This is a genomic window from Photobacterium rosenbergii (assembly GCF_033022775.1).
In the GTDB taxonomy this organism is placed as follows: domain Bacteria; phylum Pseudomonadota; class Gammaproteobacteria; order Enterobacterales; family Vibrionaceae; genus Photobacterium; species Photobacterium rosenbergii_A.
In genome coordinates this window covers 703,756-728,514 of the sequence record NZ_JAWJZI010000001.1, presented here as the reverse complement: position 1 = coordinate 728,514, position 24,759 = coordinate 703,756, and the positions used below count along the sequence as shown (strand labels likewise).

21 protein-coding genes and 1 pseudogene are annotated in these 24,759 nt (G+C 46.9%); 13 read left to right on the top strand and 9 right to left on the bottom strand.

Translation table 11 applies throughout. The annotated features are described in order from the left end of the window. Window positions 1–540: 540 nt before the first annotated feature. Window positions 541–1,251, top strand: coding sequence for a hypothetical protein (locus tag R2X38_RS03360; protein ID WP_317520679.1), 711 nt, complete (start codon window positions 541–543; stop codon window positions 1,249–1,251). A gap of 19 nt (window positions 1,252–1,270) precedes the next feature. On the opposite strand, the gene yidA is transcribed toward R2X38_RS03360, so the two are convergent. Then, a complete protein-coding gene (gene yidA, locus R2X38_RS03355; protein ID WP_317520678.1) occupies window positions 1,271–2,080 on the bottom strand; it encodes a sugar-phosphatase in 810 nt (269 codons plus the stop codon). A 478-nt stretch (window positions 2,081–2,558) separates the two neighbouring features. Between yidA and R2X38_RS03350 the strand changes: the two genes are divergently transcribed. The 3 genes from R2X38_RS03350 (at window position 2,559) to R2X38_RS03340 (ending at window position 7,861) form a co-directional block, all read left to right on the top strand. Continuing rightward, the gene (locus R2X38_RS03350; protein ID WP_317520676.1) at window positions 2,559–5,015 is read left to right on the top strand and encodes a family 20 glycosylhydrolase; all 2,457 of its coding nucleotides are present in this window, start codon (window positions 2,559–2,561) and stop codon (window positions 5,013–5,015) included. Between the two features lie 253 nt (window positions 5,016–5,268). Then, window positions 5,269–6,747, top strand: a complete 1,479-nt coding sequence (gene yfcC / locus R2X38_RS03345; RefSeq protein WP_317520906.1) for a putative basic amino acid antiporter YfcC — start codon at window positions 5,269–5,271, stop codon at window positions 6,745–6,747. Window positions 6,748–6,856: 109 nt separating this feature from the next. Then, entirely contained in the window at window positions 6,857–7,861 is a 1,005-nt protein-coding gene (locus R2X38_RS03340; protein WP_317520905.1) for a succinylglutamate desuccinylase/aspartoacylase family protein, read from the top strand. 108 nt (window positions 7,862–7,969) lie between these two features. On the opposite strand, the gene R2X38_RS03335 is transcribed toward R2X38_RS03340, so the two are convergent. The 3 genes from R2X38_RS03335 to R2X38_RS03325 are packed head-to-tail and all read right to left on the bottom strand — an operon-like array spanning window position 7,970 to window position 11,269. Beyond that, complete coding sequence (locus R2X38_RS03335) at window positions 7,970–10,144, bottom strand: FUSC family protein (protein ID WP_317520675.1); 2,175 nt, start codon at window positions 10,142–10,144, stop codon at window positions 7,970–7,972. 9 nt (window positions 10,145–10,153) lie between these two features. Next, window positions 10,154–11,035 carry an HlyD family secretion protein gene (locus R2X38_RS03330; protein ID WP_317520674.1) on the bottom strand — a complete coding sequence of 294 codons (882 nt, stop codon included), beginning with the start codon at window positions 11,033–11,035 and terminating at the stop codon, window positions 10,154–10,156. An 18-nt stretch (window positions 11,036–11,053) separates the two neighbouring features. After that, window positions 11,054–11,269 carry a DUF1656 domain-containing protein gene (locus tag R2X38_RS03325; protein ID WP_317520673.1) on the bottom strand — a complete coding sequence of 72 codons (216 nt, stop codon included), beginning with the start codon at window positions 11,267–11,269 and terminating at the stop codon, window positions 11,054–11,056. Between the two features lie 149 nt (window positions 11,270–11,418). On the opposite strand from R2X38_RS03325, the gene R2X38_RS03320 reads away from it, so the two are divergent. Beyond that, entirely contained in the window at window positions 11,419–12,315 is an 897-nt protein-coding gene (locus R2X38_RS03320) for a LysR family transcriptional regulator (RefSeq protein WP_317520672.1), read from the top strand. Window positions 12,316–12,459: 144 nt separating this feature from the next. Here the strand turns inward: R2X38_RS03320 and R2X38_RS03315 are convergent, their stop codons facing one another. Then, window positions 12,460–13,116 carry a helix-turn-helix transcriptional regulator gene (locus R2X38_RS03315; RefSeq protein WP_317520671.1) on the bottom strand — a complete coding sequence of 219 codons (657 nt, stop codon included), beginning with the start codon at window positions 13,114–13,116 and terminating at the stop codon, window positions 12,460–12,462. A gap of 120 nt (window positions 13,117–13,236) precedes the next feature. After that, the gene (locus R2X38_RS03310) at window positions 13,237–13,854 is read right to left on the bottom strand and encodes a D-Ala-D-Ala carboxypeptidase family metallohydrolase (RefSeq protein ID WP_411184596.1); all 618 of its coding nucleotides are present in this window, start codon (window positions 13,852–13,854) and stop codon (window positions 13,237–13,239) included. 235 nt (window positions 13,855–14,089) lie between these two features. Here R2X38_RS03310 and R2X38_RS03305 point away from each other — a divergent pair. Then, a pseudogene (locus R2X38_RS03305) lies at window positions 14,090–14,698 on the top strand (murein L,D-transpeptidase catalytic domain family protein); the annotation flags it as partial. Between the two features lie 217 nt (window positions 14,699–14,915). On the opposite strand, the gene R2X38_RS03300 reads toward R2X38_RS03305, so the two are convergent. Next, window positions 14,916–16,067, bottom strand: a complete 1,152-nt coding sequence (locus R2X38_RS03300) for an iron-containing alcohol dehydrogenase (RefSeq protein ID WP_317520669.1) — start codon at window positions 16,065–16,067, stop codon at window positions 14,916–14,918. 248 nt (window positions 16,068–16,315) lie between these two features. On the opposite strand from R2X38_RS03300, the gene R2X38_RS03295 reads away from it, so the two are divergent. From R2X38_RS03295 to R2X38_RS03280, 4 genes are all read left to right on the top strand, one after another. Next, entirely contained in the window at window positions 16,316–17,236 is a 921-nt protein-coding gene (locus tag R2X38_RS03295) for an AraC family transcriptional regulator (RefSeq protein WP_317520668.1), read from the top strand. Between the two features lie 192 nt (window positions 17,237–17,428). After that, the gene (locus tag R2X38_RS03290) at window positions 17,429–17,989 is read left to right on the top strand and encodes a porin family protein (protein ID WP_317520667.1); all 561 of its coding nucleotides are present in this window, start codon (window positions 17,429–17,431) and stop codon (window positions 17,987–17,989) included. 389 nt (window positions 17,990–18,378) lie between these two features. Then, a complete protein-coding gene (locus tag R2X38_RS03285) occupies window positions 18,379–18,888 on the top strand; it encodes a porin family protein (protein WP_317520666.1) in 510 nt (169 codons plus the stop codon). Between the two features lie 175 nt (window positions 18,889–19,063). Beyond that, a complete protein-coding gene (locus R2X38_RS03280) occupies window positions 19,064–19,528 on the top strand; it encodes a hypothetical protein (protein WP_317520665.1) in 465 nt (154 codons plus the stop codon). Between the two features lie 31 nt (window positions 19,529–19,559). On the opposite strand, the gene R2X38_RS03275 is transcribed toward R2X38_RS03280, so the two are convergent. Continuing rightward, on the bottom strand, window positions 19,560–20,591 hold the full coding sequence (locus tag R2X38_RS03275; protein ID WP_317520664.1) for an AraC family transcriptional regulator: 1,032 nt from the start codon (window positions 20,589–20,591) through the stop codon (window positions 19,560–19,562). A 207-nt stretch (window positions 20,592–20,798) separates the two neighbouring features. Here R2X38_RS03275 and R2X38_RS03270 point away from each other — a divergent pair, with 207 nt between their 5' ends. From R2X38_RS03270 to R2X38_RS03260, 3 genes are all read left to right on the top strand, one after another. After that, window positions 20,799–21,173, top strand: a complete 375-nt coding sequence (locus R2X38_RS03270; protein WP_317520663.1) for an MFS transporter — start codon at window positions 20,799–20,801, stop codon at window positions 21,171–21,173. Further along, complete coding sequence (locus tag R2X38_RS03265; RefSeq protein ID WP_317520662.1) at window positions 21,166–22,389, top strand: HlyD family secretion protein; 1,224 nt, start codon at window positions 21,166–21,168, stop codon at window positions 22,387–22,389. Before R2X38_RS03270 ends, R2X38_RS03265 begins: the two co-directional genes overlap by 8 nt. A 208-nt stretch (window positions 22,390–22,597) precedes the next feature. Continuing rightward, window positions 22,598–23,302, top strand: coding sequence for a hypothetical protein (locus R2X38_RS03260; RefSeq protein WP_317520661.1), 705 nt, complete (start codon window positions 22,598–22,600; stop codon window positions 23,300–23,302). On the opposite strand, the gene R2X38_RS03255 is transcribed toward R2X38_RS03260, so the two are convergent. After that, a complete protein-coding gene (locus R2X38_RS03255; protein WP_317520660.1) occupies window positions 23,299–24,471 on the bottom strand; it encodes a cation:proton antiporter in 1,173 nt (390 codons plus the stop codon). The two genes, R2X38_RS03260 and R2X38_RS03255, sit on opposite strands and share 4 nt — an antisense overlap. Between the last annotated feature and the right edge of the window lie 288 nt (window positions 24,472–24,759).

Here is a 24,759-nt window from a genome sequence, read left to right as displayed (position 1 = left end):
CTGTACTTCAAGTGCTTGTGTACCAATAAACTTGTATCAGATTTAAGACAGAATTTGGATTAGCATCCAAAAAGGATTCGCAATTACTAAGCTGTGAGTACTATACCCAAGTTACCTCAAGGTGCAGGATTCAGAGGGTTGTCAGCGCATTCAATGTAAGGCGAAGGTTTGCAGGAATGGCAGCCCCTTTCAAAAAGCTTCAACGAAGGAGTGAATGGGCTGACACCCTCCCGAAGGGCGAGTTTTCTAAGCTTCTATACCGCGTTATTGTTTCTTGATTTAGAGCCACTAGATCTTCAAAACAATGCCTTGTCTATAAGCTTATAAATTCTCGCTGAACCTGCATCTTGAAATAGCTTGGGTATAAAACCATCCCACCGGACGGGATGACTTTTCTTGTTACATCCCGCTGTAAAGATAAGCAGTTAGGCTGTAGCCAGATGTGTACTAGCTTATCGCCGTTATACCTGTTACTTCCGCTATTTCGCAGCAATAACGTCGCTGGGCTCTTTTTTATTTTTCTATTGAGTTGATGTGGTTATGGCAGCGATGATGTATCAGCCGACCTTCGATCCTATCGAGTCGCTGAGTGATGAGCAGTTGCAGCAGGCAATTGCCGATAGGCTTAACAAGCAGTTGAACAATAAGGATGTTGCCGGTCAAACTGCACAGTTTATTATGGATTCTTTGCTGAATTGGCAGGCAGAGAGTATCCCGGTAGAACAGGTAGAAAGTATTCTCGCCTTTGCGTTTGGCAATAGGGTTGCCCCAAACGGCAATCAGCATCCTGGTCCAATGAACGAGGCTATCGCAGATACGGTAGTGTCTTTATATCGCCGTACCGGCGTACCTGTTTACGCACAATGGGAGGTCGCCGAAGCTATCGGTAACCGGATTCCTGCCCAAGTTCTTCATGGTATTTATCCGCGTTTTTCAGGCAAAGGAACCATGAAATACCTTTGTACCTTAGGTGTTGCGGAGAAAGCAGTATCAAAGGCAGGTGGTGTGGCAAATTTGGGTAAAACCGCTGTGGTTGCCTTTTATGAGCACAGCTTGCGAACGGTTGATACCGCACGAGGTGCTGGTATTGATGCGTATTTACCACATGGGCTAGATATGCCACGCGAGTTCGACCCTGATTCAGGCCAGGCTTGGACGCGTGATCAGCAAACCTATGTGATGCATGAAATCCGTACCCGTGCTACCAATGAGCGAGACCGGATCATTAAGTCAAAAAAAAGCGAAGGTTAAACCTTCGCTTTTTTATTGATTACTTGCTTAGCACAAACTCTTCAATCACTTTCGCTACACCGTCGTTGTCGTTGGTGTCGGTGACGTGGTTGGCAATCGCTTTGATATCGTCGGTAGCATTGCCCATTGCAACGCCCAGGCCGGCATATTTGATCATGTGGTGATCGTTGCCGGCATCACCCATACAAATCACTTCGCTAGCGTCCAGGCCCAAGTGCTCGGCAAGCATGGCAACGCCAGTGCCTTTGTTGCTGTTCGGGTTCATCAGTTCAAGGAAGAATGGGGCACTTTGCACCACAGTGTACTGAGTGTATAGGCTCTCTGGCAGTTGGTTAATTGCTGCAGTAAGCACCTCAGGATCGGCAACCATCATCACCTTGATTACTTCTTCGTCATCAGCAAGTTCGGCAAAATCAAGCACAGTAGTTGGCACGCCATTGATCACCGACTCATGCTCGGTGTATGGGTTGTTCTCTGGGGTGATCAGGCCACGCTCTGGGGTGAAAGCATGAATGAAAGTACCGAAGTCACTGGCAAGGCTAGCAATGTTTTTGGCATCACGGCCGGTCATGATTTGCTTGCGGATCACCGTTTTGCTTTCAACGCGCTGCACCAAGGAGGCGTTGTAGCTAAGGACATAATCATTTTCGCCAGTCATACCCAGTTCATCGAGGTATTTGGTCATACCTTCTAGCGGGCGACCTGAAGCTAGCACTACTTGTACGCCGTTATCGCGTGCGGCTTGAATAGCTTGTTTAGTTCGAGGAGAAATGGCCTTCTGCGAGTTAAGCAGTGTGCCGTCCATATCAAGGGCAACCAGTTTATACATTGATTCGTCCAATCAGCGAAAAATTATAGAACCCGCATAGTAATCAATTTTTGTGATCAACTCGACATCCTTTGATGATGTTGACGTGACATTTCAAAGTTAGCTTGATGTGTGTCAATCAGCTAAACCCTGAGCTCAGTAACAAGGCTTAAATTCATAATTTGTTACCTGTTCGAAAATGGAATAAAGGTATAAGTTTATGAAATTAATTACAAAAAAGACCTGCCTTTGTCTTTGTTTCTAACATGCATTAAGCGGTTGATTTATGGGGCTGTATTGCTATCAAAACCTGTTTTATGTGTGAAACTATCAAACAAGCAGAAGGGATTTGTGGTTTTTCTCACTGTTTAATTCGCATGGCGAATTTAATATTTCGGCAACCCACAAGGGGCGAGTGAGAGTGGTATCCAGTTCTACCCCAAATCCATGCTGGATATCTGCCCCGATAAAAAATGATGAGTATGTCTGAGGAATGATCATGAAAAAAACGATCTTGTCTGCTTTGGTAGCCGGAGCCATGTTGTCGCCAGCAGTGAATGCTGCCGCCCCGAATACCGATTTGAATTTAATGCCATATCCGCACTCTGTGGAGCTTCGAGAAGGCAAGGTCGAGATTGATGGTGATTTCAAGGTATTCATTAAAGGCTATCAGTCTGAGCGTGTCGCCTTCACCGCCAAGCGTTTGCTAAAACGCCTTGAGCGCCAGACCGGTATACCGATGCTTAACCCGTATGTGGATAGCGAAGATAAAGCGACACTGGTGATCGATATCGACCAGGCACCGAAAACGGCTGTACAGACTGTTGAAGCTGACGAGTCATACACGCTGACAGCCAAGAACGGCAAGATTGTACTGGCCTCCGAACGCCCATATGGTGCGATTCGTGGTATTGAAACACTGCTTCAGTTGGTTGAAACCGACGCTAACGGTTATTTCGTACCTGAAGTTACCATCGAAGATACACCGCGCTTCCCATGGCGTGGTGTGTCATACGATACCTCGCGCCACTTTGTTGAAATCGATGTGATCAAGCGTCAGCTCGATGCGATGGCCTCGGCGAAGATGAATATTTTCCATTGGCATATCTGGGATGACCAAGCAATCCGTATTCAGCTGGATAGCTACCCGAAACTATGGCAGATGACGTCAGACGGCGACTACTACACCAAAGACGAAATCCGTGGTGTGGTTGAGTATGCCCGTAATCTTGGTATCCGCGTGATCCCTGAGATCTCATTGCCGGGCCACGCCTCGGCGGTTGCTCATGCTTATCCAGAGTTGATGTCTGGCGGCGAAGGCCAAAGCTATCCGCACCAGCGTGAGTGGGGGGTATTTGTTCCACTGATGGATCCAACGAACCCTGACCTTTATACCTTCTTGGGTAAAGTGTTCGATGAGGTGGTTGAGCTATTTCCGGATGAGTATTTCCACATTGGTGGTGATGAGCCAAATTACTCCCAGTGGACAGAAAACGAAGATATTCAAGCCTATATCAAAGAGAAGGGCCTAGACGGTAACCACGGCCTGCAATCTTACCTCAACAGCCGTGTTGAGAAGATGCTTGATGAGCGCGGCAAGAAGATGATTGGCTGGGATGAAATCTGGCATAAAGATCTACCGACTTCGATAGTGATCCAAAGCTGGCGTGGCCATGACAGTATTGGCCGTGCAGCACAGGAAGGCTACCAAGGTATCCTATCAACGGGTTACTACCTCGATCAGCCGCAACCAACCAGCTACCACTACCGCAACGACCCAATGCCAACAGGTATTACGGTTGATGACAAGTTACATAGCGGCGAGAAATTTGCGACATACGAGTGGGAGAAGCCACGTACTAAGGGCGGCCCGCGTAAAGGCTTGATCACCATTATTGAAGACAAAGAAGGTAACTTCCGTGCCTTTACCGACTACAACGGCAAGTCGCGTGAAGAGGTATACATCCTTGAGTACGTGCCGGGCAAAGTATTCCGCGGCCACTTTGACAACTTCATGTCTTACACTGAATTCAACCTTGCTTTCGAAGGTACAGAGTTTGCGGAAAATAGCTACCAGTTGATTGGTAATGTGCGCTGGCCGACCACAGGTAAGCTGATTGCCGGTACTGAGATTGAAGGTTCTGTGATCCCTGAGCCAAATGGCGGCTACCCAGCAGAACTGACTGAGGAGCAGCAGAAACTGATCCTCGGTGGTGAAATTACGGCTTGGGCAGAAAACTATGACTCTATGACGGTTGAAAACCGCCTATGGCCTCGCAGCTATGCCATTGCTGAGCGTTTTTGGTCACCAGCTGAGCTGACTGATGAAGACAGTATGTACCAGCGTATGGCGGCTATCGACAACTGGTCAGAAATCTCGCTTGGTCTGCAGCACCACAACAAAGCCATGATGATGTACAAGCGTCTGGCAAACGGCAACGATGTCCAGCCGCTGGTGGCACTGGCTGAGTACACCGAGCCTGCACAGTACTATGCACGTAACTGGGAGAAGTGGATTCAGACCTCGAACCATGGTGACCTATATAACCAGTATGAGCGCCTGAACCGTTTTGTCGATGCACTGCCGGTTGAGAGCCATGCAGTATATGCGATGGAAAAACTGGTTAGCGAGTATGCTGCAGATAGAAAAGAAGTGCTGGATGAACTAAAAGCGCATTACGCGAAGGTGTTGGATGCGGCACAAAACGCCAAGCCAATTCTTGCGGCTAATGTTGGCTCGGTGGACAGTGTAGTCATTGCAGAGAAAACCATCGAAGTGGCTCAGATGGGTCAGGCTCTGATTGCCAAGCTGGAGAGCAACCAGTCACTTAGCAAGCAAGAGCAAAATGAATACCTAGTTAAGTTGAATGATGCCGCGAAAATATACGATGAGGCGATTGTGGCTATTGTTAAGCCAACAGAAATGCTGGTAATGCAGTTTAACAGCAAAAAGTAATCATCTATTTTCATTACATTGAAAATTAATATAAAAGCGCGCCAATTGTGGCGCGCTTTGTCTTTTTGGTTGCCACCGTGAGCAAATAAAAGCATTCATAATGGTGATAAATGTGCGTATCTATCAATTTTGCAAAATATGATTGACATTGTATGCAAAATTATCGATATTTTATGCTTCATTTTTAAGCTGTAGATGAAGAATTATAATGAGCGATACAACATCGGACGTTGTCCAAAATAAAACCTGGAAAATGCCAGACACCCTGGTATTGATCTTCTTTATTGGCCTGTTGGCGACGGCAATCACCTATGTCGTACCTGCAGGTATGTTTGAAACCCAAGATATTTCTTACATTGCCGACGGGGCAGAAAAGACCCGTACTGTGCTTGATCCTGAGTCTTTCGCCTATGCGACGGATGAGCAGGGCGAGTTGGTATACAACAGTGTAGGTTTGTTCGCCAGTGGTGGCGGCATTGGCCTGATGAACTTCGTGTTCGAAGGTTTGGTATCCGGCTCGAAATGGGGCTCGGCCATCGGCGTTATCATGTTCATGCTGGTGATCGGCGGTGCGTTTGGCATCGTGATGCGCACAGGCACTATTGATAACGGCATTCTTCGTCTTATTGACCGTACTAAAGGCAGCGAATCCCTGTTTATTCCTGTGCTGTTTTCCCTGTTTTCACTGGGCGGTGCTGTATTTGGTATGGGTGAAGAGGCGGTGGCATTTGCCATTATCATTGCCCCGCTGATGGTCAGGATTGGCTACGACGGCATCACAACGGTGATGGTGACGTACGTCGCGACCCAAATTGGCTTTGCTGCATCATGGATGAACCCGTTTTCGGTTGCAGTGGCCCAGGGTATTGCTGGCGTGCCTGTCCTTTCTGGTGCCTCGGTACGTATCGGTCTTTGGATCATGTTTACCATCATCGGTATTGCATTCACCATGTGGTATGCCAATGGCGTGAAGAAAGATCCGACCAAGTCATTCAGCATCAAAGGCGATGTTCATTTTAAAAACCAAGAAGCCTCTGTGACATCTTCTCGCTGGAACCTAGGCGATACTCTTGTCATGCTCACCGTTGTTGCGACTATGGTGTGGGTGATCTGGGGCGTAGTCGCCCATGCTTGGTACATTCCTGAAATCGCTTCCCAGTTCTTCACCATGGGCTTTGTCGCTGGCTTGATTGGCGTAGTCTTCCGTCTTAACGGTATGACAGTCAATGATATGGCTGATGCGTTCAAAGAGGGCGCAAGCATCATGCTGGCTCCGGCGCTGTTGGTCGGTAGTGCCAAAGGTATCTTGTTGATCCTTGGTGGTGGCGGTGACGCAACCGAAGCGAGTGTATTGAACTCTATCCTGAGCAGTGCAGGTAACGTTATCGGCTCACTGCCGGAAGTCATGGCAGCTTGGCTGATGTATGTATTCCAGTCAGTGTTTAACTTCTTTGTGACTTCAGGCTCTGGCCAGGCAGCATTGACGATGCCACTGATGGCACCACTGGCTGATTTGGCGGGGGTGACACGTCAGGTAGCGGTACTGGCATTCCAGTTGGGTGATGGCTTTACCAATATTATCGTACCGACGTCTGCGTCTTTGATGGCAACCCTGGGTGTATGTCGTATCGACTGGGGGGACTGGGCGAAGTTCGTGTGGCGCTTTATCGCCATGCTGTTTGTGCTGTCCAGCGTCATCGTAGTGAGTGCACACGTAATGGGCTTTGCCTAATCGCTAACAGATCGATTAGAGTGGATGGGCAGGCAACTGCCCATTTTTTTTGCATATGAAAAATTCAATACCATGCGGATGGAGAGTGGGGATGGAGAAAATGGCGAAAATGAAGACCCGATATACCGATGACGTTTTGCAAGGTCATCAGGTGATCACCCGATTGGATGTCGATGAATTGCCTATGGGCTGTCATCGTTTTTGGTTCCGTCCTCAGGAAAACGGTATTGGCCAGAGTTGGCATTTGCCAGTTGTGGTGTACCGCGGCGAGCAGACTGGCAATGCGCCTAAGGTGATGATCACCGCAGGTGTGCATGGTGATGAGCTCAATGGCGTTATCACTGCCCAGAATATTATCCAGCACCTTGCTGAGCAGTCGGTGGTGGGAACGGTAGTGATAGTCCCAACGGTGAATGTATCCGGCATGTTGATGCACACTCGTGACTTCATTATGTCCGATCCGGATGCCTCGCCGACCAATTTGAACCGTATCTTTCCGGGTAACCCCGAAGGGGATGCAGCACAGCGCTATATCGCCTCGATATGGTATGACTTGCTGGCTCACAATGCGGATATCGCCATAGACCTGCATACCCAAACCCGTGGTGCGGCCTATCCACTTTATGTATTTGCGGATTACCGTATTCCACAAACTGTGAAAATGGCTCGATTGATGAACCCAGATTGTATCTTCGATGATCCTGGTGATGATGGTGTATTGGAAACGGTGTGGAACCGTAGCGGGATCCCGTCAATTACCGTTGAAGTCGGTGCAGGTAAGGTGCTGCAGCCGGATATGATTGCCCGCTCTGTCGATGGGGTGATCAATATCCTCAAATCAGAAGGTGTGCTAGAAGGGGATACCAGCCAGCCGCAGCATGAGTGTTATGAAGGCAAGAAAATCTTCACTGTTCGTGCCACACTGGGCGGTTTCGCACTGCCGAAGGTCGAAATTGGCGATCAGGTAGAGATGGGCCAGTTAGTTGCGGTGCAATATGACAGCTTTGGTGATGAAATCCAGCGCTATCACGCTCCAACCAGTGGCTATGTGCTGAGTGTGAATCTTGACCCGATGCGCGAGCCGGGTACCTTGCTGGTGCGTTTGATCCAATAGTAAGCAATGCTTGTCTAACGCTATAAAAAACGCCACCGTCCCCTCATGAGCGGGACGGTGGCGTTTTACCTGCCAAATATTGAGGTTAATCACTTATCCAGATTGGTATTAAATGGCAAAAGGCTGCAGGCGCAAATGATGGACTTCGCTGTTATGCACATTGAAGCTCAGGGATTTGAACGACACGATAAGCAGTTTCAGTGAAGTCAGTAGCCGGTAGGTGGCATCGACATCATCTGCACTGAGAGTGAATTGCAATACAGACTCTCTATCGAGCCCGATAAGGTAATTCTGGAGTTCACTCAATAAACCATCAAGCTGCTGGTGGGAAGTAAGCGCCTCGCTAATAGTCGGTTCCTCCAAAATAGTCACCAGTGATTTCAAGATCTTTGAAATATATATTTCCAGCGCTTGTTGGTGCGATGAATCAAGCCAGTTCTGATAGCTATCCTCGAAAGTTCTGAGAAGCAGGCAGGCTTTGTATGCACTGGTGATCAGTACATTGACACTTGCAGGGTCGAGTTCAGGATATCCAGCCCAGTTTATTCTCGCCATAGCCTGTTCGGCCTTTGCTACTGAACGCAACGGTTCTTGCCGGAATTGGAAGCGCTTGTGTGGATTATGGCTGAAATGTTGCAGGTTGGATTTTAGCCCTAATCGAAGTCGTCTTATCTCGCGCAAAAAGGCCGACTCGGGAGTCCCTGAGAAAACAGCATGGTTAACTAAAAATACGATCAGCATGACGATGCCAACCAGCAACAACTGAAGCAGGGCAAGCTGAATATCGTAGACCGGTGTCAGTTGCATCGCACCGCTGGTCATCATTATCAACAACTGAGTGCCTATCAAGCGTTGAAGTATTTGTTGGGGTTGGTTGAGCTGATACCAAATCCCAAATGCATTGATGAAATAAAACGCCGCAAGCTGCCACACTTCGGTCAGTATAGGCATCAGCAGTACATACTGGGCAAGGAAAAACAATGACCATGCAAATATCGAAAACAGCAGGGACTTGACGTTGGCAAACGGTAGCGATAGGACAATGCTACTGAGCAGCGAACCGAGCATTACAATAACTGCACCACCGGGCATCGGGACGTAAATCCACAAGGCCATACAGATCCAGATCACTAGGCAGACCTTCAACGCCGCGATGGCGCTATCTGGCCGAAAGGCCCAGGCAGCCTGATGTGGCGCTTGGGTTGGTTTCGCTTTAGCTTGTCTTGTTTCTTCCGTAGTGGTGTTTCCTGTCACCGTGGCAAGTGTTGACACTATGTCATAGTGCAACTGGTCAATCTGCGTGAGAAGTGAGCTTAACATAAGGGTTGTGCCATGAAGATCATGAGCGCTTTCTATAGTAATCCCTGAATGTCTTGGGGGAAGCAATGTCACCTCCCTTGGGATGATCAGCTCGCTTTCTTGCCGGGCTGGCGAAGATGTGTTCAACATGATCAAGGCATCATCGACCCTGAGGCTTAGCCTTTCCAGTAAGGACGCCAATTCTGCGCATTGCTCAGGTGTCATCTCCCCTCTAGTCTGCTCGCTGAGTTCGGCCAAGTGGCCACATAACAATGCCCACTGGTTGAGCTGATCAAGCAAGGCTTGCCAGTGTGGGTGATCCTGAGCAACATGGTAGCTGTCAGAGCTGGCGACGTAGAGGAGATCTTCTAAACGTGTTAATTGCCTAAGGCTATCACCCAGGTTGAGATCTTTTGTTAAGGTGCTATTTTCGAGCAGCTCATTTTGGGTGGTTTGCAGATGTTTAGCTTGGTTTTCAAAGTACAGACGTAGGGTTGAGATAACAACTGAGCGACTAGAGCTTGGCCAGAGCAGGCTGAAAACCAACGTAAAACAGAGAATACCCAGTACGGTTTCCTGTACCCGCAACACCGCCATTGAAAAGGAGAGCTCAGGTAATCGCTGGCCCATAACTAGCACCAATGAGCAGACTGCCAGGCAGATAGTCCATATGTAGCCATTTCGCGGGTTACCTTGCAGGTAGACACATATCGCTGCAAAAAGGCTGTAGCTAAGCAGCAACGGCAAAGGTTGCTGGGCAAAGCCGCCAACCAGTATGAAAGCGGCCATAACCCCGAGCAATGTGCCGATCAGGCGGTGTCGGCCTTTCTTCAATGAGTGGCCGGCTGTTTCGGTGGCTGCCATGACCACGACGGTAAAGCCAGCCCAATAGGGACGCTCCCAGCCTAGCCAAAGCGCACTGACTATGGCAGTAGTCAGTGCGATGGCCACTTTCAATGGCAAGATACAACGCGGGTTGAGCATGGCAAATCCTTACAATGCAGTTTGATGGTGCGATTTGTTGATCATGATTGATGCGGTAGCCCCGACCCGAAGTTGGATAGGAGCAGGAACGTTATCAAGCGCAATTCGTACTGGAATGCGCTGCGCGAGGCGGATCCACTGGAAGTTGGGATTGACGTTAGGCAGAAGCGAAACACCAGTACTGCCATCCTGGTGGGCAATACCATAGCCGATACTCTCGACCTTACTTTGAAGTGGCTGATCGCGATATGCCATCAAAGTGACTACCGCTTGCTCTCCGGGCGCGACATCATGAATGTCAGTCTCCTTGAAGAAACCCTCAATCCAGAAACTGTTCTTATCAACTAGGGCGATAACAGGCTGGTTGGCAACCACTTGGCTTCCCATTCTCAGTGTGAGATTGGTAACAAAGCCGTCAACCGGCGCGATGACTTTGGTAAAGCTGAGATTGAGCTCGGCTTCTTCTAGCGCGGCTTTGGCGACCATGACCCCGGCGTGGGCAGATTCAACAGCATTGTTAAGTTGGCTTAGAGACAGCTGCGAGATAGAGCCAGGTTGGCGGCGAGACAGCGACTGGCCGCGTTTGGCTTCATCCTGGGCTTTTTTCAGCACAGCTTGTGCTTGGGTCAGGCTGGCATTGGCCTTAGCAAGGGCAGCCTTATAGGTGCGAGGGTCGATTTCAAACAGTACATCACCTGCTTTTACTTCGCTGTTGTCACGGATAGGCAAGCGAATGATAGGCCCGGTAACACGCGGGGTCACCTGTATAACCTGAGCGCGGATTTGGCCATCTCGGGTCCAAGGGTTTTGTAGATACTGTTGGTATTTCCAACCAGTGGCGGCGATGGCCAATAGCACCAAGCAAAGGGTGACACTTAAACGTTTGAACAAAATGGGCTCCGAATGAAATTAAGAAGGAAAAACGTAGGTACCAACAACAACGGTGTATATGACCGTCAGTGAAAGCTCGACCAAAGGAGGGCTGGCGACATGGCGAAACCAACGCAGCCGATTTAACACGCGGACTGTCAGTGAGGTGAATACCAACCCTAGCAGGGCGGCAACCAGCAACGGGGGAAGATAGAGATCACCAAAGGCAACTTCATGGGGAACGGCAAACGACACTGTTCTTCTCATATTGTGTAAAAACGATGGAGCATGTTATTGCTATTTGCTCTGGCGATAAATCTACGCAAAGGGAATATAATCGAAACTCTTGGTTTCTAATGTTGATTAAAATAGAATCTAATGATTGGTAATCATGGAGCAAGCTGTTGGATCGCTTAACCAGTATTGAGATTTTTGTACGGGCAGTAGAGCTAGGCTCTTTCGCCGCGGTGGCTGAGGAGCGCGGGATCAGCGCCCAGATGGTGGGCAAACATGTCAGAGGCTTGGAGGCCTCTGTCGGTGCCAAGTTGTTGGCTAAATCCACCCGCTTCCAGAACCTGACGGCCGTGGGGGAGCTGTATTACCAGCGATGTTTGGTGGTGTTGGATGAGCTGAAGGCGGCCCAGGAAGATATCTACCGTAATATGAATGAACCCAGTGGTAGCTTGAAAATCGCGACCGGTTTGAATTTTGGTATCAAGGCATTGGCACCTATTCTTGCTCGGTTCCAGCAGAAATACCCCAAGCTCGACATTGATCTGACTTTAGAGAACAAACCGCCGGATATGCAAAAAGGAGGTTACGACGTGATCTTCCGGGAGCGTTTGGAGGGGTATGATTACCTCGTCGCGACCAAGTTGCACAGCTATCCCATGATCGTTTGCGCCTCTCCTGATTACCTCAAGCGACATGGTACCCCACAGCATCCTGACGAGCTTGAACAACATCAGTGTCTGCAAAGTAACCTGCCTCAAGCCCCGCTTAAGTGGCGCTTCTTCGATGGCCAAAAAATCAAAACCCCACAGGTGAGCTCTCGTTTTACCATGAATAGTGGTCAGGCCATGCTGGCAGCGGCGTTGGAAGGCGCCGGTATTACCTTGCAGCCAACCTTTCAAGTAAGCGAGGCGCTGGCCGACGGTTCGCTAGTGCGCATCTTGCAAGACTACACCTTACCTGAGGTCGACCTCTATATGCTCTACCGACCATCATTGCGCAATGCTGCCAGGTTGACAGCGCTACAGGCATTTGTCCGTCAGTCTATGGAGAACAAGTTAGATGATTAAATCGAAATCATCGTTTGGCAAACCCGGATTTTGCCCAGAGTGGGATTGATTTCACTTCAGCCTAGTCGATGAGTATCTAAAGCCAGCAGATTAAACATGCTGGCTTTTCTGTGCTTGTTAGATTGAAAAAGTGAGCAGTTTGCGTCACTGCACAATGATTGAGGCTGGGGTTTTGAATAGCTGTTCTGGAATCACTGAGAGCCAGCCGTTACAGCGGGCATATTCAATCAATGTAGCGCGATTGGTCACACCCACACCAGAAAATCGTGCAATCAAGTTGGAAATCTGCTTTTCAACGGCTTTGGGTGTTCTGTGGATCAATTGGGCGATTTGCTTGGTCTGACGGCCGCGTAATAACCAGAACAGGACGATTTCCTGTGATGTCGTGAGCTGCATACATTCAGGTTTTATCGTACTGAAAGAGGTATTGGTACTGTTCAGCGCCATGATTTCAGCGAAAGATGCCAAGTTGACCAGTTCCCTTAAATTGGTCGCGCTAAATTGGATACCCCATGGCTCCCCATTGATGATAACGGGGCGTTTTTCAAAAGTATAAGCATCGAAACCATGGGCATACTTATGCACATCTATGGTTACCACTGTCTTGTTTTCCGTTATTGCCTGTCTATCTTGTTGTACAAAATCAGATGCAAATTGGGCTGTGTCACATGGTAGATCACGGTCAGTGAGGCCCTCGATATCATACGGTGCATTGACTAAGTCGCGGTAAGCTTTGTTTGCAAAGGCGAAAATGCCGTCCTTAGACTTTAATCCTGCAGGATATGGGCTGTGCTCTAGCATGTGAATTAAAACGGATAAGTATGTATTTTGGTCTATTTTCACCCGAACATTTTATCACTCCGATCAAGGAAGGGAAGTAGGAGAAATCCCCCTTTTTGAGTAGATTGTCACTATCAGCATTTACCAGCTTCTATAACCGCAGGTATCTATATGAAAGCGGACACCACTGTAAAGGCCTAGCCCCATGTTGTTTTTTCTACCGACTTTGTTGTAAACACTCATCAGTATTTTGTGGAGCTCAGTGCGAGAAATATTTCGGACCGGAACCAGGTCAAGGGCGCAAAAATCAAGGTGGGAACTGCGTGGTGCCCCGCCAGCATGCTGGTTGTATTCTTGACTTCTGTCGCCAGAGACAGGGATCAGCAAACCGGTTTTTGGCATGACATGCTCTTGAATGAACAGCAAGGTGCGAACCATGTTATCCCAATTTTTCTTATCAGGAAGATTGAAAACGTTGGTATTACTCAATCGCCAATCGGTACCCTGCAATAAAATCAGATGTAGAGGTATGCCTTCTTTAACACCTTGATCTAGAAAATATTGATGTCCTTCTTGGATCTCTTTCTGTTTCTTGTTCATCAAAACCCAGCCCTTGAAGGCCGCGAGAGTCGGTACCTTAAATCCCTGCACCTCAATGACTAAATCGCTGTAGTCAAAGTCAGTATGGACTTCATAAAGCTTTGTTAGATCAACAGCTTCGGCTTGACTTGGGCTTGAAAAGACCAGAAATGTATACAGCATTATCCACTTCATATATCAACCCTACACCACAGATTGCGGGATATACATCGATATCATCGTTTAAGTGTAGGTGATTTGACTGATAGGGTTTTGTCTATTCTTAAGCTTGTATTTGTAATTTTTTATGAAAACCTGTCCGAATTGGTGAGATAAAAAAGTCATTACTGATTAATCTGTTAATATTAGATAGATAAGATCGTCGTAAAAAATTCGCTTATTGTTATTGCCTATGATCAAAAAAATACTTCCAATTTTGCTTTTTTCCTCCTTCGCTCTGGCCGGGAATATCGAAGAACACATTGAGGATCTGGCCAACGAAGTCTATTCGGGGGCTGCATTGCAAGGGGTAATGGATTATGCCTTGCTAAAAGAGGGCGTTGCGGCGTATATGAACAAAGGAACCGGGGCGAACCCTAACCTTGTGATTATCGACTATCGTCGGCCTTCTAATGAGAAACGGTTTTATGTGGTCGATTTGGCAAACAAAAAGTTGAAATATCATACTTACACCACCCATGGGGTAGAAAGCGGCGGTTTATATGCCAGGCGCTTTTCCAATACGGTAAACTCCAAACAAACGTCGCTAGGTGTATTTAAAACCGCCGAAACATACTATGGCAAATACGGATACTCTCTGCGGTTGGATGGGCTGTCCGAAGGCATCAATGATAATGCCCGTCGCCGACTTATTGTCATCCATGGCGCTAACTATGCCTCTCCTGACTTTCTGGCTGTCAATAATATTATTGGCTGGAGCTGGGGGTGTCCCGCTCTGCCACCTGAAAAAAACCGTGAAATTATCGATCTCATCAAGGGGGGCAGTATTATTCTTGCGGCTAATGCAGAGATGGTAGGGCAAGAATCATCACCGTCATTACTTGCGTCTAACACTCTTCATGAGTCTATTATTGATGAGCCCATTACTAATGAAAATGTGATCAGTGAAAACCAGATGGTGATCCGCCGGTAAAGCTGATGCCGTGCTTTTGGGAGAGTTATTACTGTCAAGGGAGGCGATTTCGCCTCCCTTATTCTTTATTTCATGCTAATGAGCAAACTTACAGCGCAGCTTCTAGGATTGCACGGCTTTCATTGATAGTGATATTGCCGCGTTCACCCAATGCTTTCATACCATGTTTTTCAAGGCTGGCAACTAGGGTGTCGATATCAGCATTACCTAACTTGACATCGCTTAGGCTGGTTGGTACTTCCATCTGCTTGAAGAAGGCAATAGTTTGGGCAATTGCCTGGTCGATACGTTCGTCGTTTGAGCCTTCAGTAATACCAAATACGCGTTCTGCGTACTGAAGCAATTTCCCTTCTTTGTCTCCACGGCGCTCTTTCATTACGGCTGGCAGGACAATGCTTAGTGTACGGGCATGGTCGATACCGTAGTTACCGGTTAGTTCATGGCCAATCATATGTGTGGTCCAGTCTTGCGGCACCCCGACGCCAATCAAGCCGTTAAGCGCCTGGGTTGCGGTCCACATGATGTTGGCACGCACATCGATATCATCAGGTGTGGCAAGAGCTTTAGGGCCTTCTTCGATAAGGTTAAGAAGCAGGCCTTCTGCGAAACGGTCTTGGACCTTGGCGTTGGCTGGGAAAGTCAGGTACTGCTCCATAACGTGGACATAGGCATCAACCACACCGTTTGCCACCTGGCGAGGGGAAAGGCTAAGCGTAGTTGTTGGATCCAGTACTGCGAATAATGGCTGAACTTTTGGTGTCATGAAAGCCAGTTTGTCTTTACCGCGAGATACCACTGCGCCCATGTTACTTTCTGAGCCTGTCGCAGGAAGAGTCAATACACATGCAAGTGGTAGCGCACTTTCTACAGGGTGCTGCTGGGCGAGAATATTCCAAGGATCTTCACCTTGGTAAGCGGCTGCCGCAGCAATGAATTTAGTCCCATCGATGACTGAACCGCCGCCGACAGCAAGCAGGTAGTCAAAGCCTTCAGCTTTGATTTTTTCGACCGCTTTCATCAAAGTGTCGTATTGTGGGTTTGGTTCTACACCAGCAAACTCATCCCAGCTATGCTCGTTTAAAGCCGCTTTAACTTGTTCATATACTCCGTTTTTCTTGATAGAGCCGCCACCATAGATAACCAAGACTTTTTTGTCTTGTGGAATATCGTTGGCAATGGCAGCTATTTGGCCTTCACCAAAATGGATACGGGTAGGGTTCTGGTAAGTAAACTTGTCCATGAAGTATCTCCAGTGCTTTTGTATATGTTGCTATATGATGAACACAGTCTAAGCCAATGATCCGAATAGAGGGATGCTCAAAACTGTTTAATACTTGCCTAAATCTACTTTTTTAATGATATGGTAGCCGAGGTAATATGGTAGATTGTTGTTCTGCTGCTTGTACTGCGGTGCTAGTCTTTTACTCAACGCTGTGATTTTTACTGTGCTAAAAGGCAGTCATTCTTTTGTATTCTAGGGTAGGTAAAATGGTTTCAGTCGTAGATTTCGCTTCTAAAAAGTGCGTGCAAAAAGGTGAGGAACTCTGCAGTTACTATGGTTTGTCAGATGGTTCTGGCCTTGTTGAGCTGCCAATACCAGGTATTCGCCTGTTTCGGATCGATCAGTACCATAAAATGACGCCTCAAATGTATCAGCAAGGTGTGGTGGTGATCTTACAGGGGAATAAAGTAGGGCATCTCAATGATTACCGATTTGATTACGACACGAACCATTGCCTGATTGTGGCAACGCCTTATCCGATTGCCTGCGAAACATTTGCCTCTGCGGAAGAGCCTTTGATTGGGTTAGATATAGATTTTGATCTCACCATCATCCAAGAGCTTGTTGATACCTTGGAGCAGCACCAGCACAGTGAAATACCCCTTTCACCTGATAGTGGCCGTGGTGTTGCAGTCACCCAAATTACGCCGGATATACGGGATTGTATTTGCCGCCTTTTAGGTTGTTTGAAAGACCCTCTCGATGCCAAAGTGTTAGGCAAACAGCTATTGCGTGAGTTTTACTATCAATTGCTAAAAAGTGACCAGGGGCATTTGCTCGCACAATATTGTAAGCAAGACAGTGCATTGTCGAGGGTGTCCCGCGTGATCACCCATGTCCAATCACACTATGATCAAAAACTGGCGATTAACGATTTGGCCGATATGGCGGGAATGAGTGTGTCGGCGTTTCACCGCGCCTTTAAGCAGGTTGTTACCGATCCCCCTTTGCAGTACATCAAGAAGATTCGCCTCAATAAAGCTAAAACTATGATGTCGCAAGATGGCATGCCAGCGAATATCGCTGCCTTGAAAGTGGGTTATGAGAGCCCGACTCAATTCAGCCGAGAATTCAAACGCTATTTTGGGGTGCCACCAAGTAAGGCGTCACATATAGGATTTTCCTGATAACGTTAAGTACTTTCTTGTGTTCGGACATAAAAAATTACAAATAAAACAGTGTTTTCTATTTTAAGGTTTGGTTCAGGTTTGTTGTGTACAGTGTTCAATATTAAAAGGGCAGCAAGAATAGCTGCACTGAAAAACCAAGTACCGAGAATACACTTGGGTAAACAAAACAATGAATTAAGGAAAACACACATGAAAAAGTATGCTGTAGTATCAACTCTTGTTCTCTCTACTTTGGCGGCTACTCCTGCATTGGCGAATACAACAGACTGGTTCGTTGGTGGTGGTATTGGTTACCAGAATGACAAAATCGAAAGGAGTGGCCAGCTATATTCGAACAAGAATGTTGAAGATGCCTCCTACCAGATCCGTGGTGGTGCCATCATCAACGACCAGCACCGATTCACGGCGACATACAGTTATTATGAAAGTAAGTTTGATGGCATTTTCTCTAATGACTATACGCAGAACATGTACCTTGCTTCGTATGATTACTTGATCCCTGTTCATCAAAAGGTAAATTTGTTTGCAGGTGCTACGGTTGGTTATTCTGATACTAAGATCAAAAACACTTTTAGCAGTAACAGCTCAACTGACTTTGTTTGGGGGGGCCAGGTAGGCGCACAATATAAGTTGAGCAATAACCTATCAACAGATCTTACTTACCGCTACCTAGATCAAGATTATAAAGAAGGCGTGAATAAAATTGATTACACCCAGCAAGTAGTATGGTCGGTTGATTACAAATTTTAATTTAAGCTGAATGATTTTAAAAAAGAGGACATGTTGTCCTCTTTTTTTATTTTCAACAATTATATAGAAAATATTCAGTTTAAGTTTTGGTTTTATAACTTAACTGTTATATTTCATGGGCTTGCATTTTTATCTCTATAGTGTTATTGCTGGCAATTAATCATTTTTGGTTTTTTTGATTAATTATTGGTTATTTGGTGAGAGTCATAATTGAGCGATTTCATTATTTGTTCAGCATTTATTAAGATAGAAAACAATGTTTTATATCTTAAGTTTACGTTCAGTATGTCGGCGTATATTAATTAGCGAACAAAACAAATTATATAAGACTTATCCGGCACATTAGGAAACAACCTAACAATGAGGCTTGGGAGTCCAAGGAGACATACATGAAAAAGATCACAGCAATCTCTACTTTAGCACTAGCAGTAATGGCAGCATCTCCAGCGTTCGCCGCTGATACGCAATGGTTCGTGGGTGGTGGCGTAGGTTACCAAGAAGATAACGTAAAAGGTGCCAATGCCCAAAACGGCGAGGATGCAACTTATCAGCTACGTGGTGGTGCGATCATGAATGACCATCACCGTGTGATGGGTACATATAGCTATATGGACAAGTCATCTCAGAACATGTTCCTAGCTTCTTATGATTATCTAATGCCAGTTCATCAGAATGTGAACTTATTTGCGGGTGTATCTGCAGGTGTGGCTGATAATAAAATTGGCAGTAAGAGCTCAACAGATTTCGTTTGGGGTGGCCAGGTAGGTGCGATGTATGAAATTAATGATAATTGGTCAACTGATTTGACTTACCGCTACCTTGATCAGGACTACAACAAAGAAAGTACGAAGATCGATTACTCTCAGCAAGTTGTTTGGTCGGTAGATTACCGTTTCTAAAATCTCTGCTGGTATAAACAAGCAGAAAGAAACCAAGGGGAAAGCATGCGCTTTCCCCTTTTTCTGTTCAGCCTGAGCTCTGCAGTGGCAATAGAGAAGCGGTAATTTCACTGTCTTGTTTGGTTAGATACTGCTATAACTAATTGTATTAGAGTAATTAAGTCAGGATTCAAGGATGAAGTTAAAACTGATTGGACTACTGATGGGAAGCATGTTTGCAGCACCGACTTTTGCTACCCAGCTGGAAGGTGGCACATGGTTTTGTGAGCGGCCGGACACTCCGGAAAATATGAGGGAGAATACATCGTATACATTTCTGCCTGATGGTACGATTCATTCTGAAGAGTGGTTGAGGCAGTCAGAGAACAACCAGGTCCAACTGGAGTTCAAATTAGCTGTTGATTACAGCTTTTACCACAATGGCATCGACTATGTGTTAAAGCCCGTGCAGTTAACCCGTGATCTCGTGGTCGACAAAAATAATGTTAATCCGTTCGATAGTGATGCTAGGCGTGATTTGCTCGGCTACCGGATATTTTTCCAGCCGCAGTTTGAAAGTGATAATCGCGCCGAGTTTGTGATGCGCCACCACATTACCCCTGACCAACGTTTCACCCTTAACTGCCTTCGCCAAACATAAAACGAGATCCCCGAGCGATGGTGTAAGGCGTTTATCGCCGACTGCGTTCTTGCAGCTTTTCCTTATACTGAGTGGGGGTTTGCCCCCGCTGGCGCTGAAAAGCCTTGCTGAAACTCTGCACATTATTATACCCAAGCTCTTGGGCTATCTCTTTTATGCTCAGATCTGCCTGCATGTACTTTATTGCTTGGTTGCATAATACATAGCTGGTGATAGAGCTGAAGCTCCAACCAAATTGGTGAAGCCGGCGTTGAAGTTGTTGCCTTGATAAGTTGAACTTTTCAGCAACAAGATCCAAGCTTGGGTAGCCATAGAAACGAGAGTAATTAATCATCTCGTACATCATTTTCGCCGCGTCGTGGGGCTGTGGCATGTTAAGGAACTCATCCAGCTCCAAATTGGTCAGCATCATGGGGCGTGACAGTTCGAAGGGAAAAGTATTGCCGTGCTCAAGGACCGAGATGTCCAGCCAAACTCGGGTAGAAGGCGCATTCCAGCGGATATCACATCCAAAAAACTGCTCAAATTGGCCCTGGCCGCAGGGTGGGCCGCTTATCTCTACAGTGAGAGGGTGATATTCCTCCCCCATGAAATATCGCAGTGTATTGGTGAACATAAATGCGATACGTAAGCTGTCTTGAAACCGTCCCCGGCCTGCCGAGAAATGGTTGTCATAGGTCCATTTAATGATATTGCCAGATAACTCTCCGTGGAACGTGGCTCCCGATTGTAAGCAGGACGTGCCGTAGTTAATCCGGCGAAAGGTAAGAGCCAGCTCGGGTGTTGAAAGAAACCATTCGCCTAATTTTTCCATGTTGCTGAAGCTAATGTCTTTGGCCATTTTGCAAAGATATGCCTGATCGCCAATAAGACGCTCCAATTCTTCCATTTTCAGGTTGAGATCCGAAAATGGCACCAACGTCATTGGCTCCTTATTTAACTTCACCGGTATACCGAGATCTTCAAGGGTGATCCCATAGTGTTTGCTCAATGCACGAATAAACGGTTGGAAAAAAATCGAGCGGACAAAGGCAGCTTGGAACTGTGACTCAGGTAGTGGCATAGGCGTTTTATTGCTTTCTCGTGGTTTGATTATTTCAAATTAAGACCCTAATTGATTCAACCTATCCAATGTTGTGATGCTTGTCACTAATATTTACATAATCTCACCAACAAAAATAAATTGAAAAACAGGCAATACCTTTCAGTGCGCCAAGCACGGACAGCGTATCGGCCTAATGATTATGCGTAAGTGAATTGGGGAACTGTTATGAGTCTCGTCAGCATGCCTTTTGTCGATAACGGTGTCGACACTGCACTTCATGTCGTTGCTGCAGTCATTCTGTTTGGATCTATTGCGGCAGCAGCTTTTGGGTTTTGGCGTATCCATGAATTGCCAATACAAAAAGCCCACAAGCGTGAACACCACCAACTGGGGCTAATTACGGCCTTGACGTGGATTGGCTTTATTTGGCATTGGGTCTGGGTTGTGGCGGTGATTATCGCTTTTGTCGATGGTGAGCAAGCGCTGCGCCATGTCCGTGATATTTGGAAAGAGAAAGAAAACCACCCTGAACCTGCTGTAAGTAAGCCTTCGGCCTCTGAAGCTGTGGTCATGACTGATGAGGAGGTAAAAAATGCTTGAGGGTCTAGCGGTATGGTCACTGTTTATTTATTTGCTTCGCTTGGTAGGAATGCCGTGGAATAAGTTCACCAAGGCTTTCTCCTACCTTGGTGGGGCCAGTTGGCTGGTATTTGTGTGGATTGGCTTGATCACCTTTGCGCCAATGGACATGTCCGGCGGGTCGGTAGTGCAGTCGCCGCACATCCAGCTACGTCCAGGCTCGACCAAAATCAAAGGCCATGTGGATGAAATTTTGGTACGGCCAAATGAAAAGGTAGAAAAAGGCCAGCTGGTTTATACCTTGGATGATGAGCAATACCAGATTGCACTCAATAAAGCCGAAACCCAATTGGGATCTGCAAAGGTGGCTCTTTCTATCGCGAAGGAAGATGTGCTGATTGCCAAGCAAAACCATCATGCAGCTCTGAAAGATATTGAGATTGCACAGAACGAGATAGAAGCAGCGAAGGAAGACTTGGAGTGGAAAGAAACCACACTGCGCCGTTATCAAGAGCAAAATCGTGTTGTTAAGCACACGATAACCGAAACTCAGATGGATGAGCAGCAAACCGCTGTGGATGTGGCAAGAGCGAAGCAAGTGACACTGCAGTCACAGTTGGATAAAGCCAAAGTATCCGCTCAGCGTGCCCAGCTAGCTTTTGAGAAAGCAGGGCTATCTGTAGAAAGCAGCAAAGTGGATGTGGCAAACAAGCAAGAAGATGTTGCACAGGCACAATGGAACTTGGACAACACCCGAGTATATGCCCCTGCAGACGGTTACCTGACCAACTACATCATGCGTGAAGGCCAGTATGTCGGTGTCATGCCGCGTATCCAGATGTACACCAATGAAAAGTATGTGCTGATGCGGGTTAACCATCAGGCAATCCGTAGTGTCAAAGTCGGCCAACAAGCTGAGTTTGCCTCACCAGTTTATCCGGGTAAGGTGTTCAGCGCCGAGGTAGAAGGCATTATCGAAGCGACGGGTGAATCTCAGGGCAGTTTACTGGCAAGGGATGATAACGTCCGCCAGACCACAGGCCAGAATGCAATGAATAAACATCATTTTGTCCGTTTGAAACTCACAGAGCCCGGTGACTATGACATTCCAGTGGGCTCGGTTGGCCTTGCATGGATAAGTGCAGAGAAGCCGATTGATTTCTTGGCATTTTTAGATGTCATCCGCGGCATCATTATCCGCATGAAGTCCCAGATCTACTTCATCTGGTCAATGTAACCAATCCTTAACTCGCTAATACGAATACTCGACGAGTAAGGTACCCATTACCGCTCTGGGATAACAAGGTGTCCGAAGCTGCGTTATCCCACTTTAACTACGTTAATGCTGACCGTAGTGGCTGCAATCCAGCTAGGCTAAGGGATTGCAGCTTTTTTTTTATCGGTGACTTGGGTATATAATTGGCAGATTACATGGAGCGTTAATCATGCCTTTAGTTTTCCCGTTTAACCACCCCTCTTATCTTGCAGCTTTCTTCAAAAAATCAGCTTGTTACTTGTTTATTCTTTCCGCTGCTTTGGTATTATTTTCGCCACTTTCGAGTGCCAATCTACTACAGCAGGATTTTGAATTTGGTGATTCTGTTGACTACATGAGATCACTGCCTGAAGGCTTTGATTGTTCAGCTCTGTACCAAACAGATGATGACGTTGAGTCTGAAGGGGGGGCATTTTGCTTTGACCAAACCAACCTGTTCAATACTAAAGATGGAATGCTCACGGCTTTCATATTAGAAGGGGGAGTCGATAGCGTGGAGTACAGGTTGGAAATGTCCTTGGCCAACTACAATGCCGTGCTTGCCGGCTTGCGCCGTCAAAACTTTGTGTTTGCCCAAGTGACCGTCGGTAGTGAAACGCTTGATGTATTATCCGGCCTTAAAGTGCTAGATCAACAAACCCTTGATGACCAGCTGTTTACCCTGGCAAACCATAGTGATTTTTCGGTGCGGCGTGAATTTATCCTGCTAGATCACCGTAGTTTCAAGCGAGCCGTAACAGCGGATATTAATAGTGTTGATAGCTGGCTAGAAGGCAATAACCCTCAGCGGGGTTTCGAGCGATTAACGCTGGTACGAGTCATTGTGAAAAACAATGAAATTTTACTGCAAGTGAGTCAGCCATTTTCGGATTAATCCTTGCGTAATTTCTTGACTGTGGAGATAGGAGTCGGGAATCGGTTTACCACCCAGTAGGTTGAGATAATAAACGTCGTAATGGTGGCCATCTGGATGAACAAGGTGGCCTCCATGGATAGCAGGCCACTGACCATAGCCGCATAGGCAACGAGGAAGGAAAATTCGCTGGCTTGGCTGAGTCTGGCACTTAGTTCATGCTGCATGGTGGGCTTTTCTTTGGCCAGTTTCAGCGCGGTGGAGAATCCCCAGTATTTGATCACCACCATCAAGCCACCAAATGCGATACCAAAGAAGGTGTATTGGTTCCATTCGCTGAAGTCCATCCTGGCGCCAATGGCAAAGAAAAATAGGATCAGGAAAAATTCCCTAAGTGGTTTCAAATGGACAGAAATGGCCTGTGATACCCGGCTGGTCGCAATCGAAATACCCGCAATAAAGGCACCGCTTTCGTAGGACAGCCCTACCTGATGGCTCAATTCCGCCCAGAAGAAGCACCAAGCCAATGTTGCCAAAAAGCTGTACTCCTGGATGACATCAAACTTTCTAAATAGCGGCAAAATAATGTAGCGCACACCAATAAACGCGAGAGTACAGATCGCAACGAACTTACCCAGCATTAATAAGAACCCAACCATCATGGCATTGCCACCGTCCATGTTGAGGAAGATGATCACACTGATGGCGATAACGTCCTGAACCAGCAAGATACTGGTGATCACTTCCCCCATGCGCTGGTGGTGCAAGGTCGTTGTTGGGATCAGCTTGAGACCGATAACAGTACTGGAAAACATCAAGGCTGCCGCACAGATCACTGCATCTAATAGTGACAACCGGATAGCGAGGCAGAACAGCAAGGTGATGGTGAAAAAGAAGACACAGGTACCAAGGGTAATAATGGCACTTTCTTTGAACAGGTCGAGCAACTTCCTTGGCTGCAGGTTCAAGCCAATGAGAAACAGCAAGAGAATTACGCCGATATTGCCGATCTGGGTAATGTGTTCGGTATTGGGGATCAGGTTAAAGCCGTAAGGGCCAATGACGATTCCGGCAGCAATGTAAGCCAAGATTATGGGTTGGCAGGCATATAAAAAAAGCGTACCTAAGATCGCTGCGCTGATAATGATCGCGCATAGTTCGAAGATGATGGGGGCTAATTCAATCGGCATACCAGTACAACCGCATGAGAGACATCCTGCAACATGGTGTCAGATAAGTTTGGTCCATGTTGTTATGTTGCGCCTAAGCGTCTGGTTGCACTTGATAGTTTTCCTGCAGAATAAGAGCCGCTTTGTGCTCAATGTATGTGATTTAGATAGCGAAGGTCTATATGGTGCGGTGCACCGTAATTAAACATTGTGGCGTTCTGTATAGCGTAAGGTTCTTAGCAAGATGGATGTTGCTTGATTAGGCTTAATTTGCAGCGGGCAGACGCCCGCTTTTTTTTATTAAGCGTA